Consider the following 19,839-nt stretch of genomic DNA (forward strand, 5'->3'; position numbering starts at 1 on the left):
TTTCGCCAACGGCGGAGAACATTTGCTCCATGGAGCAAATGTTCTCCGCCGTTTTTTAAATGCTGTTGCATTTATTAGTTGAATCTAAGAACTAAAATGTGTTCTCTGTTTTAATATCATACTCTTTTATTTTTTTATTCAAGGTGTTAATTACGCATCCTAAGAGTTCTGCAGCATGTTGCTTACTTTTGGCCATTTTTAGTACTTTTTTGATATGTAATTTTTCTACAGTTTTTAAATCTAGTTTTGATTCATCTGTTGTATTTATTAATCTTTCAGGTAATGTTTCCATAGATACACTTTCTGTATTAAATACGTAAAGATTTTCAACTAAGTTCTCAATTTCTCTGACGTTACCAGGAAAGGAATAATTTAAAATATAATTTCTACTTTTTTTATCTAACTTTAGTTTTTTAGGTCTTTTAAATATTTTTTGTTTTGAGGTAATAAAAAAATTTAGTAGTTCTTCAACTTCTTTTACTCCTCTTTCTCTTAAAGGTGGTAAGGTCAATTCTGTCACAGCAAGTCGATAAAATAAATCCCATCTAAAACTACCTTCCATACATTTTAGGGGAAGATTTTTATTTGTTGCAGTAATAATCCTAACATCAATTTTTTTCTCTAATGAATCACCGATTCTTAAAACTTTTTTCTCTTGGATTACACGAAGTAGTACCTGCTGCATATATGGTGAAATATCACCGATTTCATCCAAAAATATAGTTCCTCCATTCGCTTCTTCCATTAACCCTTTATGATCTGAACTTGCCCCAGTAAAGCTTCCTTTTATATGACCAAATAATCTTGATTCGAGTAGTTCATCTGTAAATGCAGAGCAGTTAACTGCGATAAAAGGATTAGAACTTCTAGCCGATTCTTTATGTATATAATTTGCTAAGTGCTCTTTTCCTGAACCACTCTCTCCGAAAATTAAAGTAGTTACTTGATCAGCTTGTGCAATCATTGAAGCTCTTGAGTATATAGGTTTTAAAGAGTCTGTAATAAGATAGTTTTCTTTATGATGAGCAACACTTTCTTCTTTAATTATACTGCTACCAGGGATAGTAGATTTTTCTACTTCTATTTTTAATAATTCTGGTTTTCTGCTGTTTGAATGTTGTTTAGGGCGTACTTGTAAAAGCTCTGTATTAAACATTCCTGCTTCATTTATCAGATACCATGAAATTTGCATGGCTGAAGTACCAGGAGAAAAGAATATAGTTATTTCATCGTCTTTACATTCCTTCATAATTAAGGTCTCTACCTTACTTTTAATTTTTGGAATATTAATAACGTCAGGAATATTTAAAGGATGTGATTCAAAATTACGTTTAGGGTATTTCTGTTTTAAGACCGTTAGAAGCTTTCCAATACGAATATCAGCATCATTATCATTGTTCGAATATAATATTAGATGTCTATCGTGCTGATAGAATTCTTTGTGAAATGTACAAGTAGGTCCTTCTTCATCAACTTCAATAGGCATGTTTTTTGTAAAATCATGCATTTTAGCCATCCATGATATTAATGTTTTCATATCAGTTACTGATTGTTGTTTGTCAAATATTGATATTTTTTTTGTAAAAAACAAGCCGAAACCTCTTAAAAATGGTTTGGCATACATTTCGTATTAATGGAGATGAATAAATAAGAAAGGAGGTGTATAAAATGGTATAGAAAAGTACAATGAAAAGTGAATTGTGTCTATTGTTATTTGCATCAGAGGTAGCTAAAAGACAACTGTGAGAACAACAGGTAAAAATCAATTAGAAAAAAGAGACTAACTAAATTAAACAATCTTTTTTTAAACATTAAATTTTAAAATTATGCAAGTATTAATTACTTATGATATTCCTTCTAAACATCAGGAATTTAAACAAAGAATGTTTGAATTAGGATATAAGGACAGTATTCCTGGATTAATTAATTGTGAAATGATTTATTTTCCTAATACTACTTTGTATCACTCAGATAAATCAGCTGTAGAAGCAAGAGATGAGGCAAAGCTAACCGCTAAAGCACTAGGAATAGTTTTAGAAAGATGTGTAGCAACAGTTTGGGGTGAATGGGCAGCGGTGTGTGGAGAACCATTTAAATGATTGAGGATGGATAGAGAAGATAATCAAAAATTTAGAATACTCTCTATTGATGGAGGCGGGATAAGAGGACTTATCCCTGCCAAAATCTTAGCTGAGTTAGAGACAGAATTACAAAAAGATCAACCAAATAAATCACTATATGAACATTTTGATTTAATCTGTGGTACTTCAACAGGAGCTATTTTAGCAATAGGTGTAGCGTTAGGAATACCTGCTAAAGAATTAGCTAATTTTTATGAAGATCACGCGAAAATTATTTTTCCAAGATTTGTATTTCGTTTTATACCTCGTAAGAGCATGGCTTTTTTTACAGCGATTTATAGCAATAAAAAGCTGCTGAAAAAAATAAAAGAAGTCTATGCTGAGGCAAATGAGGGGAAGGATCCTTTAATGAACGATCTTAAAACAAAAGTATGTATTCCTACATTTAATGGAAACAATGGTGAGATTAATGTACTAAAAACTAATCACCATGCGGACTATAAAAGAGATTATAAAATTCCAGCGTATCATGCGGCAATGTCAAGTGCTTCAGCACCAGTATATTTCCCTCCACATACATTTTCATTTGACAATGAATTAGGGAGTGGTGTTAACATTAATATGATAGATGGAGGAGTATTTGCTAATAATCCAGCATTAATTGGATTATTTGAAGCTACTGATAAACTTGATATTCCTATTGAAAATATAGCACTTTTATCTTTGGGAACAGGTCAAGGAAAACAGATAATAAAACGTTCTTGGAGACCAAAAAATGTATTTGACTGGTTATTTCCTAATCCCAAATTGGTTGATTTAGTTTTAGATACCCAGACCCAAATTACTGAAAAGTATCTATTGTTTTTACATCAGGCATTAGCAAAAAAGGGGAATACATTTAGCCACTTACGTATTCAACATGATATGAAAGGGGACAATATAGAGCTTAATACGTCAAAAAAGAAACATATAGACCGTATGAAATCGATAGGAGATGAATTAGCTAAAAATCGATTAGTAGAAATTTTAAATTTTATAAAACAATAACAAGATGGCAAATAGTCACAATTTATTTCAAGAATATCATCAAGAGATATCAATAAGTTCAAAGAAGAACGAAAAAATGAAGAATTCAAAAGAAGCTCTTCGTAAACGAATTAAAGCTTGGTTTGAAAAAAATCATCCTGATTATAAGCCTTGTTTTTACATACAAGGATCTTATAAGATGAAAAATGGAATACGAACATCACAAGATATTTGTGATTTAGATGATGGTATTTATTTTTTCAGACAACCAGATGTATCCGCGTCTACTTTAAAGGACTGGGTAAAGCAGGCAGTTGATGGTCATACAGATACTAAACCTGAAAACAGGAAAAAATGTGTACGATCTATTTTTGTGAATGATTATGAAATTGATCATCCAGTGTATTATAAAGTCGAAGGACAAGAGTACAAACTAGCTGTTAATGGAAGTGGTTTTGAAGATAGTGATCCTAAAGCTGTGGTTGATTGGTTTGTATCAAATAAAGACAAAGAAGGTAGATTAGTTCGTATTATTAAATATTTAAAAGGTTGGGCAGACAAGCAAACTTTTAAGATGCCTAGTGGTTTAGCTTTGACAATTTTAGCTACAAATGCAAAAAATAGAATTGTACTGAATGAGCGTGATGATATTTCACTACGTGACATTTTAAAAGAAATTAAAAGGGATTTGACCAATAAATTTGAATGTATTGTACCTGCAGTACCCAAAGATGATTTGTTAGACAGTTATGTAAATAAAGATAAATTTCTAGATTGTCTAGATAGATTTATTGAAGATGCTGATAGAGCTCTTTTTGAATCGAATCATAGAGAATCAAGTAAAGCATGGCGAAAACATTTAGGAGATAGGTTTCCTTTAGGGCAGAACAAAGAGGAAAATAGATCACTTAGTTCAGCTGCAGCAGCTTTAGGTGCAATAACTTCTAAACCTTTTGGGGTATGAGTCTAGTATATGTTAAATTCAAAGAAGAGACCATATGTGCTATAGAAAATTTTCCCGGCTTAAAATTATATAGTCGGGAAGATTCTCTTCCTTTTTTAGAGGGTAGAATTAATCTATTTGATGATCACCAACAAGTATACGATAATTATACAATTCGAATTGAATGCAATATAGACTATCCTAAAAGTTTTCCTTTAGTGTATGAAACAAAAGGTAGATTACCATATAATGTGGATTGGCATCTATATCATGATGGTCACTTTTGTCTTTGTACTCCTATAGAGGAATACATTTATTGTGGCAAGGGGTATACATTAACGGATTTTATACAGAATCATATTATACCATTTTTACATCATCAAAGCTTTAGAGAAAAAGAAGGCTATTTTCTTCAGGAAAGATCTCACGGTTTACAAGGCATATTAGAGTCTTTATATGATCTTTTTGACACCAAAGATTTGAATGTAATATTAAACTTGATGATATATATTTATAATAATGATGCACCATTACGCACAGCAAAATGTTTTTGTGGAAGTGGTAAGAAATATAGAATTTGCCATAAGACCATATATCAATTAATTAAATCAATGGGAGAGGATCGTATGCAACAAATAATTGAAATGCTTAACAAAGTAAAATATAAATACTAAATATGATAATAAACCTTTTAATAATACAAAGAATAAATTATTAAGTCCGTCTAAAAAAAAGCTGTCAAGTTGCATCTGTAGTAGATCTTAACTTAACAGCTTTCTGTATTAATATCTGTATTTTTAGTTTTTAAAAATAAAATTAGATTTTCTTTGATTCATGGTTTATATTGAATATTATATCATGGTGTACATCTTTACATATTTCAAAAACTTGATTATCAGAAGAAATGTCTTTTTCAGATAACCATTCAACAGGTTTAAAACCATGAGCAATGCCTCCATCAATTCGAATTATGAAAGAACTTTCTTCTGCCTCGAATTGAAAATATCTGTAATGAGGTAGCTTCGTTTCTTTTTTGAGCACTACTTTGAAGTTTAGATCAGAAGATAATTTTAATAGTTTAGATTCATAATCTAAAATCTTTTTGTAATTATGAATTATATATAAAGGAGCCTTTTCCTCTTTAAATTTTTTCTCTTCAAGATGTACAGAAAAGTTACTAATATCTAGTTCCCAATGTGTTTTTAATTGATCAATAAATTGAAGCATTAAACGCAATGAAAACTCTGATAAATTGTATTTATCAAAATAAGAAACTTTATATGTTTTATTTTTTATTTTAGGTATTAACTCATCAGCTCTGGCTAAGTTCTTGATCATTAAATCTGCTATTTGGTTACTCTTTGTATTATTAGGTAGAGTCTTAATTCGTGATTCAAACAAGTTATTATCATCAAAATCAGGTGTTTTAATTAAAGAGTAATTAGTAGTACTTAACATTTCTATTTGATAGAAATTTTCAGACATGTTATAGCCCCATTTATTATTTAGGTTAGAGTAATCCTGTTGTGATATGAATCCTACTATTTGATTGTTTTCTAAGACTAGAGACATATGAATAGGATAATGAGAAAACATTGTGTTTTCACCTTGTTTAAGATTAAAATTATGAGATAGTAAATGAATTGATAGTTTTTCGTTGTTATTAACATATCCAATTTCACCCTCAATTATAAGATTAATATTTATTCTATTTCTTTTTAATTCATCTAACCAACTAATAGTTTCTGTATCCCAATTCGAGATCGAGTTATTTATATGGATATTGATTTCTTTAATACCAAAATGATAATTGTAACGATTTATTTCATCTAGTAGATTACCAAAAATAGGATTAGCTGAGTTTAAATCTTTGGGTAGCTGTTTGTGTATTGCAAAATTGAGCCAGTCTATTGCGGTGATTCGATCTAAATCTTCAATATGCCATTGAGAATTTCTATCAATTAAACAGCGTGTACAACCACTACTATTACATTTACATTTTTCTAAAACCTCTAAAGCATTCTTTAGTATTTTTTCAGTATACAATCTAAATTGTGAGGAATAACCCGCACCACCTTTCGCGGTATCATAGATGAAAATTGTATAATAGCCACCATAGTTTTTGATACCAAAATTCAGCTCTGCTTCTTCAATTGCCAAGTGCTCTGCTAAAGACTTTGTCAAAATGACACCTAATGAATAAACTAGTTTTTTATTATTGACAAATGAACTATCTCTATTAATTATTCTGATTTCAGTAAAGTCAGTTTTAAATTTACTTCCCAGGATTATATGATCTCTAATATTTTTAGCATCACAAATGCTTTCTCCGTTGTTGTCTTTTCCACCCCTTAATCGGTAGTGATTTTCTAATTTCTCACGGGTCATTTCAACTCTACCACAATCTAAACAAACACTATAACCATTTCCTTCTCCATTATTATAAAAAAGAATTTCTGTTTGATCTTCTTCGGTACTGGAGCGATATGCAATAGCTCTATTTTGATTTTGTTGCCATGGAGAGATATTAAGCAGTAATGGTTCTAAGTATTGAGGCCTTATTTTTTCTGAAAGTATTCTTGTTGGGTTATAATGTAATGGGATAGCAAAACCAACAGGCTCTAATAACTCTGTAAAAGCAGCTTTATGATCTTTTAATTCAATACCAGTAAAAGAGGCCCCATTATTGCAATTTGGACAAATCTCATCAATTTTACCAAATACAGCTGTACGCTGATAACCACACTTTTTACATGCTTGTATTGTTGAGCGTTCTGCTGCATGTCCCCAGTTGTTTTTTAAAATAATTCCTGATGACTTGTAGTTTAAACCATCGATTAAAATATTATTACCTGGTGCAAATTCTGTTAGAGCTTTTACAATAGGATAGGTTGGATTTGATTTTATGATAGTTTTTTTAGTCTTTTTGAGATCTTTAATTGTTATTTTCTCAAAATCAACTATACCAGTAGGTAAGCCAGCATTAGGTAAAAAATTATCTTCAGTTAGATAACTTAATACAAATTTTTGAAAGAATTGACTTTGTCTATATTTTAATGCTTTGAATGCTGGGCTGTTATCCCCAAATTCAGTACTTAATTCTGACAATTTCTTTTCAAAACCTTCTTTTTGATTTTTAATACCAAACATTACTTTTTTGAAATTATCTTTTACTAAGGTTACTAGTTGTCCGATACTACTATTATGTAATGGAGTTTCTTTTACTAATAACTCTAAAGGTTTTTTCAAAATAGATTCATTAGTTTTTTCAAGCCAGTTTAGAAAATTTTCAGCAATGGTTGGTTGTCCGTCATAGAAAAATTTCTCAATATTTTCTTTAATGTTCAAACCTTTATTGTTGTTATCTTGCTGTCTGATAAACATTCCGAAAAGAAGGGAATTAACGTGTCTGATCACAATGTTTTTGCTATCAAATGCTAAAATCGGAGGAGCTATGGGATGCTCTAATGCCCATTTTGGGTTATTCATCGTTCGTAAACCAATAGGATTAGGAGCACAGAATGTCAAGGCCAATGATTTATTTTCAGAACGACGCCCAGCACGTCCAGTCCTTTGTAGATAGTTTGCAGGCATTGGTGGAACGTTGCTCATAACTACAGCAGATATACTGCCAATATCCACTCCCATTTCCATGGTTGTAGAGCAGCTTAATATGTTAATTTCTCCATCTTCAAATTGTTCTTCAAGTTCTGCTAATCTTTTTTTACTTTGTTGTGCTGAGTGTTCACCAGCAAGATAAAGTTTGTCAAAATCATATATGCGTTCATGCAGGTCATTCCATATTCCTTTTTTACGTGCTTCTGAACTATTTACATATAACCATTTTTCAACGTCCTCTTTTGTGATTTTATCATTCTCTTTGTTTCGATGATAAGGAGCACTAAAAGTAGGAAATTGATGACTTTTATTGTTATCGACTTTATAATTATTGATGTTATCAGAGCTCAGATTTCCTTTTATTAAAGGAGAATAATCTTTGAATATTTTGTCAACTAAACGATTAGTTACTGGACATAAATACACTTTACCTGCAATTTCAAATTGAGTATGTTTAATGAAATCTAATTTGTATCCGTTATTATCTGCTGTGAGTATTTTTTCTTTTAAAGTTCTCCATATTTTTTCTAATAATTCGTTTAAAATATCTTCTCGATCTTGAGTAATAACTTCTTTATCATGCCAACCTAGTCCAGCACAAATTAGTAAAACCAATCGCGATTGTGAAATAGATTTTGGATTATATATTCCCCATCTTTTAACATTAGTTTCTTCACTGTTAGATTGATATAATAACTGGGAGCGATAAGGTTTAGTCGTGAAACTTTTAATGGCATCATCTACAAAAAAGTTGAAATTATATCTGACGATATAATCAGCAGCGATTTTCAATAGACTTTTCCATTCTTCTAAATCAATGTTTTGCTTTTTAGCAATATCAGGTAAGATGCAATTGTCTAGTGAAGGATATACAATATTAATTAACCCTAAGTTTTCTAAGGACCTTTCTCTTGGGATTCTACGTGCAAATTGATCATATAATAGTGCTTTTGCATATGCATTACCATCATATTCAATATTGTCGCCTCTACCTACTTTTTTAAATAGTGTTTTGAAACTTTCTTTTTGTTTAATACTATCTATAATTTCATTCCAAGATGATCGACTTTGTGATAATGATCCATTGTCTTGAGCGTTAATTAGTATATCTAATTCTTCAATCTTTTCTTGAAGATCCTTTTTCATAAAAGGAAGAGCTTTATCTAAATGATCAACGTAACTAGCTCTAGCTTGTAATAGCTCATCATGACTAGCATCTATATTATTTGATTCTAATTTTTTTAGTAAAAAATGATAGGTTTGGTATCTAATCCAATTGCTCTCATTGTCAATATTTATTAGAGCCGAGATTTGAGCCGTTCCTTGTCTACTATCTGTGAAAGACATATATTTTTTACCACTATAGAGGGTTTTGGAATTTATTTTATTGGAACTTTGAGTTTGATCTAATACAAGATCTGATAAAATTCTGTTTGTAAAAGTTGAAGAAATCCTGAAATGAATAGGATTATCATTTTGATTACCACAGTGTGGGCATTTGGTTTCTTCTGTCATGTAAAAATCATCCCCAGAAATAATATCATTATTTTGAGTGATTGAACAAGAGATTAATTCTCTGTTTTTAGTATTGTGATTTTTATTGAAAATTATAAAACGCGCTATATTTGTTGATGATTTTATTTGTTTTGATTGCCCAGTGTCATCTTCTTCCACATCATTTTCTTCAATATGAAATGCATCGTACCCAATAGTTGTTTGTTGGCTTATTTTGTCTCGGCCCTTAGTGTTTTTAATTCGTTCGCCTTCAAGCATCATGTTTCCGCAACTTCTGCATGCAATTAGTTCTAATAAAGGATAACCACAATTGCAATTTTTACTAGCCAGTGTGTACATAGTACCTATGGCTTTTTTAGGTTTATGATCTTTATGTTCCTCACATTTAGTATTTGTGCAAACATAAACACCTCCAATGCCTCTAGTGAAAAAATGTCCTCTTAAGGGTAATAGATTTATACTATTTATTTTTTGATTAGCTATGATATCAATTGCTTCTAATTGCTCTGATTTATTAGATATGTCTAAAATATTACCGATTTCATGCTGACTTAGAGCAGGATTGTTTAAAAAAGAGTTTCTAAGTTTAATTATTTTCTGTTGTGTTATTTTTTCAGATAAATCAGGTATATCATTATTATTAATTTGATTATTAACTCTTTTTCCTTTAATAATTTCTATTTGGTTTGTTGTAATCCCACAAAGATCAGACATGAATTTTTTTAAAGTATCTGAGTTTCCATCACCGACAGTAGCAGAGGTAATAGCAAATCTGATGTTTTTTATATCTACATCAAAAGCATTGATTACTCTTCGTATTAATAAAGCCATTTCTGCAGCTTTGGAACCTGTTAGTGTATGGGCTTCGTCTAAAAGTATCCATCTGAGTTTTCCTTTTGATTTCTCAAGGATTGAGACGTCAGCATTTCTAACCAGCATGTATTCTAGCATGGTAGGGTTAGTAAATAAAATTTGAGGTGGATTATTTCTTATTTGTTCTCTAGAAATAAGTTCAGGTAAAGCTTTTTTCTTTTGTTCAAGACTACTTACTTTATTGTCGGTATCGCCTGTTAAAAGAGCATACTTAATTCCATTTAATGCAGAACACCAGGCATGCATTCTTTTTTTTTGACTTGATATTAAGGCGTTTAAAGGATATAAAAATATAGCATTAATCCCTTCTTGATTGTTGCAGTTTTCATGAAGATCTTGTAAAACAGGTAGCATAAAACATTCGGTTTTACCAGAACCGGTTCCAGTTGTTACAGCTATGGATTTTTTTTTATTAAGCAATATATCCCAACTCTGTAATTGATGCTTGTATGGTTTTCGATCATTAGGAAATCTAAAATCAGGATCTTTAATAGAGTTTAGCGCATTTTTAAAGCCCTCTTGAAACACAGTTGTTTGTTCAAATGTTAATTTATCTTGTTCCCAAGGAAACATATTTTGAAATATAGCCTCGGCCATTATAGGTTCTTGAGATAGTAAAAAATTAAAGTAATCCTGCATATCTTTATCGCCAGTGGCCCATAAAGACAAAATAGCATCAGTTAATCTATTTTCTGTTTTAGTGTAAAATTCTTTAAAGTTCATGTTTCTATTTTTTTTGAAGGACGTGTAAAATGACTTTGTTGTAAAAATTAGGGTTTAAGTATTGACTATATTGAATGTTACGCCTAAGAGTTTCCCCAAACACACTATCATCCCATATGGAAAAATCGTGTTGTGTATCATTAATAGCTTCAGCAACTGCTATGGGTGAATGTAGTAATAATTTTATTTGAGGGTGTTCTTGAATAGGGATATTATAGTCTTTTGATATTTTTGGTAGATCTTTAGGTAATATACTAAGCACATGCTCCCCAAGTTCAGCTCTAATCTCAATAATATCTTGATTATAAATTTTGTTTTTTTCTATTAAATTATCTGATATATAGCGTGCTAGATTTATGAGATTGTTCTCTTGCATATATAGATTTATTAAGCTAATCATTGTAGTTAGATCTTCAATCTCGAAACATTCACAAATATCAGCTAATGATGATTGCCAATCAGACTTTTTAATCCAGTGAAAGCAAAAACCTAAATCTTTTTCAATCTCGGGTATGTATTTTTGTATATACTCATCGGTATTATGTTGATAAATTCCGAGATATAAGAAGGCTTTAGATGCGATTAAAGAACTTTTAGAAATTGCTCTTAACTCATCAAAGGTAGAAAAGGGGATATTGTTATTTATACATATCTGGAAATATTTGAGAACTTGTTCCCAAATATCATCCTTAAAATTGTTTTCAATTAGCTGATTATGAATTTTTTGAATTCGATCGTATTTGTTTGTACTAATAAAGCTTTTATCTGTATTAACAAATCGTGGCATTAATTGAGAATCACTTTCTTTAGAAGATATGATAATAAATTGATTGGTAATACTAGTTAGTGGAATAGTATATACATATTCTTTTTTAAATAATGGAATTAGCTCTATATCTTTGGAAGAACAATTTAGAGGTACTGCATATAAATCTAAATCGTCCTTACTATTATATAAGCTAAGATTTCTATCTATTTGGTTATTTGTATTTAAAGTATGGCTAAATCCTAATAATTCATAAGATTTTTTGTTTTTGTCATCGGCAAGATCTATGTGAACTTTATTTTTATAGTTCATGATATCAGCTAAATAATACAATCTGTTAATTTCTTCTTTTAATGCAATAATTGGAAATGGGGATTTTTTTAGCTCAACAGATATTTTAACATCATCTTTTAAACCATTTCTAATAGTTATAATTGACTCTGTATTAAAGCTGTTTAAGATCCTGAATCCATATAAATTAGATAAAGAAAGTTTGGTTTTTTCGTGAACTATATTTCCATTTTTATCTGTTATAGCCATTCCTCGAAATGGAGAATCTAACTCAAAATGTAATTTTTGTTGATTTGAATAGCCAATACTTCCTTTGATGGATGTTGGAATTTTACCATCTTGAATATCTATCTTTAAAAGATAATTATTATCTTTTTTTTCTATATTTAATATTTCTGATTCATTAATAATAAAGTCAAAATCATCAAAATTATTTAGTTCAATTTCTGCTTTATCAAGGGATCTATTTAGATATTTAATGTCTAAAGATCCAATATTGAAAAACTTATCATAAGCTATGAGCCCTTCTTTTTCTATTTTAAGATTAATACAACCATTAGGTATGTTGTTTTCCTTTGTTAATTCTATCCAATTTTCATTAGAATTGTGTTTTTTAAACCAGGCTTTGTGTTTAGGAGGAGTAATTAAAATATTGTTTTGGTCATACACTAATACGCAAGGTATTTTATTGACTATCGGCATATTAGCTTTAAGTATGTTTGAAGGCTTTTGGCTAACTATCGTCCAGTTAAAAGAATTGACAGAACTTAAGTATTTAATTACCTCGTTGCCTTTAAAAACTTCTGTTTCCCCTTCAAATTGTAACCAAGACAAATCTTTGTCATATATTTGAAGCTGTTGAGCTACAATATTTGACTTCCAATTATTAGGAAACAATACAGCAGCTTGTTTACTTGTGGTTCCATTACCTTTTATTAATCTCCACTCATTTTCGGAGTACTTATCCCAAAGACTTGGTTCATCGAAGTTAGGAGTTATCTGAATAAAATCATTAATTTCAATTTTTTGGTTATTAACGATAACATATGTATATGGGAAATTATTATTTTGAAGCCATTGAATGTTGTGTTGACAGTACCAGTCTGTTTTAAAATTTCCATTCGCCATTTTCCTAAAAATGCATATTAGATCATCATTAATGTAAAACTGATATTCTCTTTCTTTTATTTCTAAACCTAAAATATCAGCAAGAGAAATACTAGTATAAGTATCGGCAAGTCCAACTTTTAAGGAGATTTCAGTGTTATTGTCATCTAATTTCATTGTCCAATAATTCCTTGGTTTTGAAATCCTTGTCTTTTTTTGGAGATCTGTTTTCCTCTTCTTAAGTTGAGTCGAAATAGACTTTATTACTTCGTCAGAGTTTAATAATTCTTCAAAATCCTCTTTATCTTCTAGAATAGATTTAACTATTTCCAGACAGTTTTCATAAATTACTTCATTTTGACTAGACTTAGGTAGGAGTGATGTGATTTCAGATTTAAAAATAAAATCTTCAATAGTGTTGGGTTGTTCTTCAAGAACAGCAAGCAGAAAATTTTGATACTGGCTTTGATTTTTAGAAATATGATCTAGAGGTAATCCTCCTTGTAACAATAAAGTTCTAAAATACAAGGTGTTCTGTTTTTTTATCCACTTTATACTTAATATACGTGCACCTTTTTTTGCTAAATCATAAAATTCATCACAAGTATAATAGAATCTACTATTTCCTCCAATACTCTCAAAAATAGACTTTTTACTGGGTGAATTACCAGCATATTTTTTTTTCCACCAGATGGAGTAAAATAAAGTTGCATCTCGAGGATCTATAGAATCAATTTTTCCAAATTGTAATTTTGAAATTAAACTAATTATATCAGAATCATTTAGTTTATATTTCCATAATGCTCTACCATCGTGCTGGGATAAATTATTTTTTTTAAGTAGACCGTTGAAAAAACTCATGAATGTTTTATGTTTTGACTAATTTATAAATAAATTATGAGAATGTTAATGTATACTATTTTTTAGATAATGTATTGTTTTTACTATAAGTTGTTAGAATATTTTTTAAAAATTCAAAAAAGTACTTGTTTAAAATAAAGTAAAGATATTAAACTTTTTATTTTAGAATGATCAGTTAATTGGTGAATGGCCTTGTATTTTTAGTTAAGAGATTATTTTGAGGCTTTAATTATGTGAAATATGAGATCTATTGTTAAAAAAAACTATGTGTATTGATTGTAGATTATAGAGTTTACTTTGTATTTTAAAACTAATTAATATAGACATTATGAAATAGAGAAGTAGTTATTGTATATACAAATAGATTTACCTATTCTTAACCCACTAATTAATTACTCATAAAAGAGTTAATTAATAAGAACCTGTTTTTTATTATTGAATTTAGGGAGTAAATTTTCTTTGAGGATTAAATTAATTGGTATCTGATTTTAAAGAAGAGCAATCTATTTTGGAAACTTAAATTCGAAAGGAACTCCTAGTGCATCAGCTACTGCTACACCGAATAGGATATCTTGTGCTAAGTTTGATATTTTATACTTGTTTTTAAAGATTGCTTCTCAAAATTAAATCATATAAATGGCAACCCAAACTCTTAAGAAAAGATTCTTTGTTTTAATTGTAAAGCTTTCTTATTAAAGGTAATAATCAAAATACTTAGTAACAGAAACAATTACTACTTTTACCATCCCACCAAAGCTTTATAAAATGAATGATATTAAAAGAGTTTCACGCTTAACAGCAATTTTAACTCAACTGCAAACGCAACGACTTTTAACAGCTACTTATCTCGCTGAGAAGTTTAATGTAAGTGTTCGTACTATTTATAGAGATATGAGAGCTTTGGAGGAATCTGGTGTTCCAATTATTGCAGAAGAAGGTAAAGGGTATTCTCTTATGGAAGGCTATAGAATTCCTCCAGTAATGTTTACAGAGGCACAGGCTAATGCTTTAATCATTGCAGAGCAATTAGTGCTTAAAAATAAAGATGCTTTTCTTGTCAAAAGATTAAACTTACTTTTTAGTTCTTACTTTTAGTTAAATACAATTCAATAGATCCATTGTGCTCCTTATGCGTTACAATATCAAATTTGGTACTTAAGTTATTTTGTATACCTAAAATGTTACTGCCTCCAATAAATAAGGGATTGATATTAAGATAAAGATCTGTTACTAGTTCTTTATCTATAAAGGCGTTGAAGGTACCAGTTCCACCACCTATAGCTAGCTCAGTAATTCCTTTTGTAGTCATATAAGCTATTGCCTCTTCAGGGCTACTAATAAAAGTATACCCTTTGACAACGTGGTTTTGATTTGTAGATAATACAATAATCTCTATCCCTTTAAAAAGATCTTTAACCTCTTGAGGAGAATTTTGAAAGTTTTGAAAGGTGTTATATCAGATGACTAAATTTCCAATTTGATGTGCTAAGTCAAGATAGAAAGTAAAGGCTTCTTTAGGTAGTTGGTATAAAGGATTATCTGATACTAATACTTTACCATTGATTGAGATGTTGGCAATTAAAGATATTTTCATGTTATAGTTTTTAAAATAACTACAAATCTAAAACACGGTTATTTTATATTTGCTATGACTTACCTCAAGGATAGTAAAGATTATAATGGCAGTAACAAACAACGATAAAGTACCCAAAGAAACAATTTTAGCACTAAGAGATGCTATTGAATTACTAAGTGGAAAGTGGAAATTTTGCATTCTTCATAATATTCATACAAATGAAGTAATGCGGTTTAAGGATTTGCAAGAACACGCTAAGGGAATTTCTCCTAAGGTATTGTCTAAAGAACTGCAGGAATTGGAAGATAATTTATTAATTACTAGAACAGTTAATTCCACTAAACCAATTACCGTATCTTATCGCTTAACAGAACATGCTCTTGAGAGTTATCCTGTTTTAGAATCTTTAATTGAGTTTGGTATAAAGCATAGAAACTTAATTAAAGGTAAATAGAATCTTAACTACACTCCGGACAAATACCAGATACTGTAAAATTGACAGCTCTCATTTTATAGTTTTTTGGCAAGGTAAACAAAGGTTCTATATCAATCATACAAGTGGTAGTTTGACAGCGTTCACAAGTAAAGTGAATGTGATTATGATTGTGTTTTTCTAAGGAACAATTATGGCAAATAGCATATTTGATTGTACCTTCTACTGTGGCTATTTTATGAATAATCCCTTCTTCAATTAAACGATCAAGTACTCTGTAGATCGTTACTCTATCACAGACTCCATTTAAAGTAGCAAGTATCTCTGCATGAGATAAGGCTACTTCTGAGTTTTCAATTAGTTTTACTATTTCAGTTTTAGCTTGTGTATTTCTAGTTTGTTTCATGATGTTAAATAATAATGCAACATTGTTGCAATTACAAATTTAATCATTATTATTGCAACTTAGTTGCATTAAATAAAAACTAGACTATGACTTATAAAAATCAATATGACGTAATTATTGTAGGAGGAAGTTATTCAGGACTTTCTGCTGCTATGGCATTGGGACGTTTATTAAAATCCGTTTTAATTATTGATAGCGGTTTGCCTTGTAATAGACAAACACCCCATTCTCATAACTTTATTACCCAAGACGGACAAACGCCTCTTGCAATAGCTAATAAAGCAAAAGAACAGGTTTTAGCCTATCAAACTGTATCTTTCTACCAAGGATTAGCAGTATCAGGTAAAAAGACCTTAAACGGTTTTGAAATCACCACAGATTTAAATAATACATTTAGCAGTAAGAAATTAATTTTTGCCACAGGTATAAAAGATATTATGCCTGATATTAAAGAAATAGAAGCCTGTTGGGGAATATCAGTGATTCACTGTCCTTTTTGTCATGGGTATGAATTTAAGGATAAGAAAACGGCTATTTTAGCAAATTCTGATAAGGCTGTTCATATGGCATCTTTAGTTGGTAATTTAACAAAGGATATTACTGTGTTAACTAACGCTTCAGCTGATTTTACTATAGAACAGCGAGAGAAGTTAGCTAAAAATCACATTACAATTATTGAGACTCCAATTACAGCAGTTAAGCACGAAAAAGGCTATCTTGAATCAGTAGTATTTAAAGATGACTCTAAATTAGATGTTCAAGCGATGTATGCGGCTGTAGCTTTTAAGCAGCATTGTCCAATTCCAAAAGACTTAGGTTGTGAACTAACAGAAACTGGTTATATCAAGGTTGATGCTTTTCAAAAAACAAGTATCGATGGGGTATATGCCTGTGGTGATAATACCAGCATGTTTAGATCTGTATCAGCTGCTGTAGCTAGTGGCTCTATGGCAGGGGCAATGGTGGTTAAAGAGCTTACAGAAGAACTATTCTAAGACATAAAAACCGCAACGTAGCTGTTGCGGTTTTATCTTTATACAAGAAAACAATCGTTTAAAAGAATCGTTTTTGCATAGTATCCATTACTTTTTCAATTCCTTCTTCTTTAAGCCACTGATATTCTTTAGTGGATAAATCTCCTGCTGTATAATGAAGCTGATCTTTATCTTGTATTACTGTCTGATATATTATAGTAGCAATATCCACTGGTAGATCACGCTTAGCACTTGTATCTTGCTTCATTATTGTTAAGTACTGATTAAATATAGTATCATAATCAGGGTGCGAAGCGATTTGAGCATTGCTTCCAAAACTAGTTTGCATATAGGCTGGAAGTATTGTTTTAATTTTAATACCAAATTGACTTAATTCATAACTCATTGCTTCTGTCCAGTTTTGCAAAGCTGATTTTGTAGCTGCGTAGACAGAAACAAAAGGATAGGGAATATTGGCTGTTGAAGAGGTAACAGTTAAGATAGTTCCTTGTTTACGAGATCTGAAATAGGGTAAAAAGGCTTTTGTTACTAGTAGAGTACCAAGGAAATTAGTATTAATTTGTTGAGATAATTGATCATCTGTTATTGCTTCAAAAGGCCCTATTAATCCATAAGCAGCGTTGTTAAGTAGCACATCTATTGGGGCTATTTCCTCCGCTTTTTTAGCTGCTTCCAAAATTTGAGAAGGGTTGGTAAGGTCTAACTTTAAAAGATGAACATTGGATAGTTGATTTAGCTCTGTCTCTTTTTCAGGTTGACGCATAGAGGCAACAACTCTCCAACCTTTACTTGCAAATAGTTTTGCTGTTTGTTTTCCTAAACCAGAGGAAGCACCTGTTATAAAAATAGTTTGTGTCATTTTTTAAGTTGTTTTTAAATTACTCTACAAAGATTAAGAGATAAAAAAACAACGGATTTACCATATGGTAAAAAGAAGAAAAGCTATATGTTTTTTCGAATTCTACTTAAAGATTGTTGTGTAATACCAAGGTATGAAGCAATGTAAGATAGAGGTATTCGATTAACAAGAGTTGGATACTTCTGTAAAAACTCTAAATATCTAGTAGTAGCATCTTGAGCAATTAATGGACTTACTCGCTGAAGTTTTACCAAAAGTGCTTGTCTATTTATTTCTTGAACGATTTACTCTAACTCGGGAATTTCTAAAAGAATTTCTTTCCAATCACAATTTGAAAATACAATAAGTTTACAACAGGTCACTGCTTGTATGTATTCAGTAGAGATGTTTTCTTTTAAGTTTGAAATTAAATGATTTTCTTCTAAGAAGATTTTAGTGATCTCTTTTCCATGATCATTGTAATAGTAAATTCTAAAGATACCTTCTAAAACAAAACCAACCTGTTTTAAAATTTTACCAGATTCAATAAAATGATCCTCTTTCTCTAATTGAACTTCCAAAGCCTTACTAGAAATAAGGCTTAATTGAGATTCACTAAAATCTCCAAATTGACTTAAAAAGTTGATGAATTCTTCCATTAAAGTAAAGTTACTATTTCTTGCTAGATGATTTGTATGCTATATAAAAAATCACTCCAATAAACTATAAATAATGATTATTGGAGTGAAGGAGGGATCTACTGTTTGAACAGAGTAGTTGCTTTTATGGGGATTAAAGAATTTGATGCTTAACATCTATGGCAATCTTACCATAAAAATTTTTATCTGCGGATCTTGTTTCAAGTAGATCATGTGCTTTGTCCATATCTTCTAAAGAGAATACTTTAGTTACAATTGGTTTTAGTTTTCCTTGTTCTACAAGTTTAGTAAGTTCATCTAATTTATTTCTATTTTGTCTTGTAAAGACAAAGTGATAGGTCGCATTTTTACCCCAAGCTTCAATAAGGTTTTGAGGCTGGGTGATATCAACAAGTGTAACTACTTGGCCAAGTTGACTTAGAACTTTTCCACTATCAGTAAGTGTTGTTCCTCCAATGGTATCAATAATTACATCTACTCCTTGATTGTTCGTTAGTTCATTGATACGATCAATATAATTTTCCTTGGTATAGTCAATCACATAATCAGCTCCTAGTTTAATTAGAAAGTCATGATGTACATCTCTAGCTGTTGTAAAGACAGTAGCTCCCATAGCTTTAGCTATTTGAATAGTTGGTATTCCAACTCCACCAGCACCTCCATGAATTAAAATGGTCTGATTGATTTTAAGTTGGGCTCTTGTTACTAACATTTCCCAAGCTGTACCAGCGGCTAAAGGAAGGGTAGCAGCCTCTAAATGACTAATGTTTTTAGGTTTTAAGGCAATAATAGATTCAGATGCACAGTGATATTGTGCATAGCTTCCAGGTCCATTAAAAATCTCAGGTGAGTAATATACTTTATCTCCAACTTTAAAATTTTCAACTCCTTGTCCAAGTTCTACAATTACCCCTGAGACATCATGACCTGTGATAACAGGTAGAGATAACTCATTTTTATAATCTCCACGACGGATCTGATAATCTAATGGATTAATTGATGTTGCAAGTACTTTTACGAGTACTTCTTTAAATTTAGGTTTTGCAATAGGTACTTCTTTTATTATAAAGTTATTAACTGGTCCAAATTCTTCTAATATGGCTGCTTTCATTGTGTATTGTTTTTGTG

The 19,839-nt window shown here is 30.4% G+C and carries 15 protein-coding genes and 1 pseudogene; 7 read left to right on the plus strand and 9 right to left on the minus strand.

Annotated elements, in window-relative coordinates; genetic code table 11:
- Positions 1 to 91 precede the first annotated feature (91 nt).
- Positions 92 to 1,537: a sigma 54-interacting transcriptional regulator gene (locus BK054_RS10420; protein WP_232234261.1), complete on the minus strand. Its 1,446-nt coding sequence runs from the start codon at positions 1,535 to 1,537 to the stop codon at positions 92 to 94.
- A 289-nt stretch (positions 1,538 to 1,826) separates the two neighbouring features.
- Between BK054_RS10420 and BK054_RS10425 the strand changes: the two genes are divergently transcribed.
- The 4 genes from BK054_RS10425 to BK054_RS10440 are packed head-to-tail and all read left to right on the plus strand — an operon-like array spanning position 1,827 to position 4,724.
- A complete protein-coding gene (locus tag BK054_RS10425) occupies positions 1,827 to 2,099 on the plus strand; it encodes a hypothetical protein (protein ID WP_071307233.1) in 273 nt (90 codons plus the stop codon).
- A gap of 6 nt (positions 2,100 to 2,105) precedes the next feature.
- On the plus strand, positions 2,106 to 3,128 hold the full coding sequence (locus BK054_RS10430) for a CBASS cGAMP-activated phospholipase (RefSeq protein ID WP_071307234.1): 1,023 nt from the start codon (positions 2,106 to 2,108) through the stop codon (positions 3,126 to 3,128).
- A 4-nt stretch (positions 3,129 to 3,132) separates the two neighbouring features.
- Positions 3,133 to 4,071 (plus strand): CBASS cGAMP synthase, encoded by a 939-nt coding sequence (locus BK054_RS10435; RefSeq protein ID WP_071307235.1) that lies wholly within the window; start codon positions 3,133 to 3,135, stop codon positions 4,069 to 4,071.
- A complete protein-coding gene (locus tag BK054_RS10440) occupies positions 4,068 to 4,724 on the plus strand; it encodes an SEC-C metal-binding domain-containing protein (RefSeq protein WP_071307236.1) in 657 nt (218 codons plus the stop codon). The genes BK054_RS10435 and BK054_RS10440 overlap by 4 nt, the downstream gene beginning before the upstream one ends.
- Positions 4,725 to 4,866: 142 nt before the next feature.
- On the opposite strand, the gene BK054_RS10445 is transcribed toward BK054_RS10440, so the two are convergent.
- Complete coding sequence (locus BK054_RS10445; RefSeq protein WP_071307237.1) at positions 4,867 to 10,779, minus strand: DEAD/DEAH box helicase; 5,913 nt, start codon at positions 10,777 to 10,779, stop codon at positions 4,867 to 4,869.
- 4 nt (positions 10,780 to 10,783) lie between these two features.
- The gene (locus BK054_RS10450) at positions 10,784 to 13,804 is read right to left on the minus strand and encodes a hypothetical protein (RefSeq protein ID WP_071307238.1); all 3,021 of its coding nucleotides are present in this window, start codon (positions 13,802 to 13,804) and stop codon (positions 10,784 to 10,786) included.
- Positions 13,805 to 14,569: 765 nt separating this feature from the next.
- Between BK054_RS10450 and BK054_RS10455 the strand changes: the two are divergent.
- Positions 14,570 to 14,866, plus strand: a pseudogene (locus tag BK054_RS10455) (helix-turn-helix transcriptional regulator); the annotation flags it as partial.
- 16 nt (positions 14,867 to 14,882) lie between these two features.
- Here the strand turns inward: BK054_RS10455 and BK054_RS18600 are convergent.
- A complete protein-coding gene (locus tag BK054_RS18600; RefSeq protein WP_317042575.1) occupies positions 14,883 to 15,200 on the minus strand; it encodes a dihydrofolate reductase family protein in 318 nt (105 codons plus the stop codon).
- A 60-nt stretch (positions 15,201 to 15,260) separates the two neighbouring features.
- On the minus strand, positions 15,261 to 15,398 hold the full coding sequence (locus tag BK054_RS18605; RefSeq protein WP_232234262.1) for a hypothetical protein: 138 nt from the start codon (positions 15,396 to 15,398) through the stop codon (positions 15,261 to 15,263).
- A gap of 85 nt (positions 15,399 to 15,483) precedes the next feature.
- On the opposite strand from BK054_RS18605, the gene BK054_RS10465 reads away from it, so the two are divergent.
- A complete protein-coding gene (locus tag BK054_RS10465) occupies positions 15,484 to 15,834 on the plus strand; it encodes a winged helix-turn-helix transcriptional regulator (protein ID WP_071307239.1) in 351 nt (116 codons plus the stop codon).
- Positions 15,835 to 15,838: 4 nt separating this feature from the next.
- Here the strand turns inward: BK054_RS10465 and BK054_RS10470 are convergent, their stop codons facing one another.
- Positions 15,839 to 16,219: a Fur family transcriptional regulator gene (locus BK054_RS10470; RefSeq protein ID WP_071307240.1), complete on the minus strand. Its 381-nt coding sequence runs from the start codon at positions 16,217 to 16,219 to the stop codon at positions 15,839 to 15,841.
- An 86-nt stretch (positions 16,220 to 16,305) separates the two neighbouring features.
- On the opposite strand from BK054_RS10470, the gene BK054_RS10475 reads away from it, so the two are divergent.
- Positions 16,306 to 17,214 carry an NAD(P)/FAD-dependent oxidoreductase gene (locus tag BK054_RS10475; RefSeq protein ID WP_071307241.1) on the plus strand — a complete coding sequence of 303 codons (909 nt, stop codon included), beginning with the start codon at positions 16,306 to 16,308 and terminating at the stop codon, positions 17,212 to 17,214.
- A 58-nt stretch (positions 17,215 to 17,272) separates the two neighbouring features.
- Here BK054_RS10475 and BK054_RS10480 read toward each other — a convergent pair whose 3' ends face one another.
- The 3 genes from BK054_RS10480 to BK054_RS10490 form a co-directional block, all read right to left on the minus strand.
- Positions 17,273 to 18,073, minus strand: a complete 801-nt coding sequence (locus BK054_RS10480; RefSeq protein ID WP_071307242.1) for an SDR family oxidoreductase — start codon at positions 18,071 to 18,073, stop codon at positions 17,273 to 17,275.
- A 284-nt stretch (positions 18,074 to 18,357) separates the two neighbouring features.
- Positions 18,358 to 18,711 (minus strand): hypothetical protein, encoded by a 354-nt coding sequence (locus BK054_RS18805; RefSeq protein ID WP_317042548.1) that lies wholly within the window; start codon positions 18,709 to 18,711, stop codon positions 18,358 to 18,360.
- A gap of 133 nt (positions 18,712 to 18,844) precedes the next feature.
- A complete protein-coding gene (locus BK054_RS10490; protein ID WP_071307243.1) occupies positions 18,845 to 19,822 on the minus strand; it encodes a zinc-dependent alcohol dehydrogenase family protein in 978 nt (325 codons plus the stop codon).
- Positions 19,823 to 19,839 lie beyond the last annotated feature (17 nt).

The organism is Myroides sp. ZB35, assembly GCF_001865835.1.
In the GTDB taxonomy this organism is placed as follows: domain Bacteria; phylum Bacteroidota; class Bacteroidia; order Flavobacteriales; family Flavobacteriaceae; genus Flavobacterium; species Flavobacterium odoratimimum.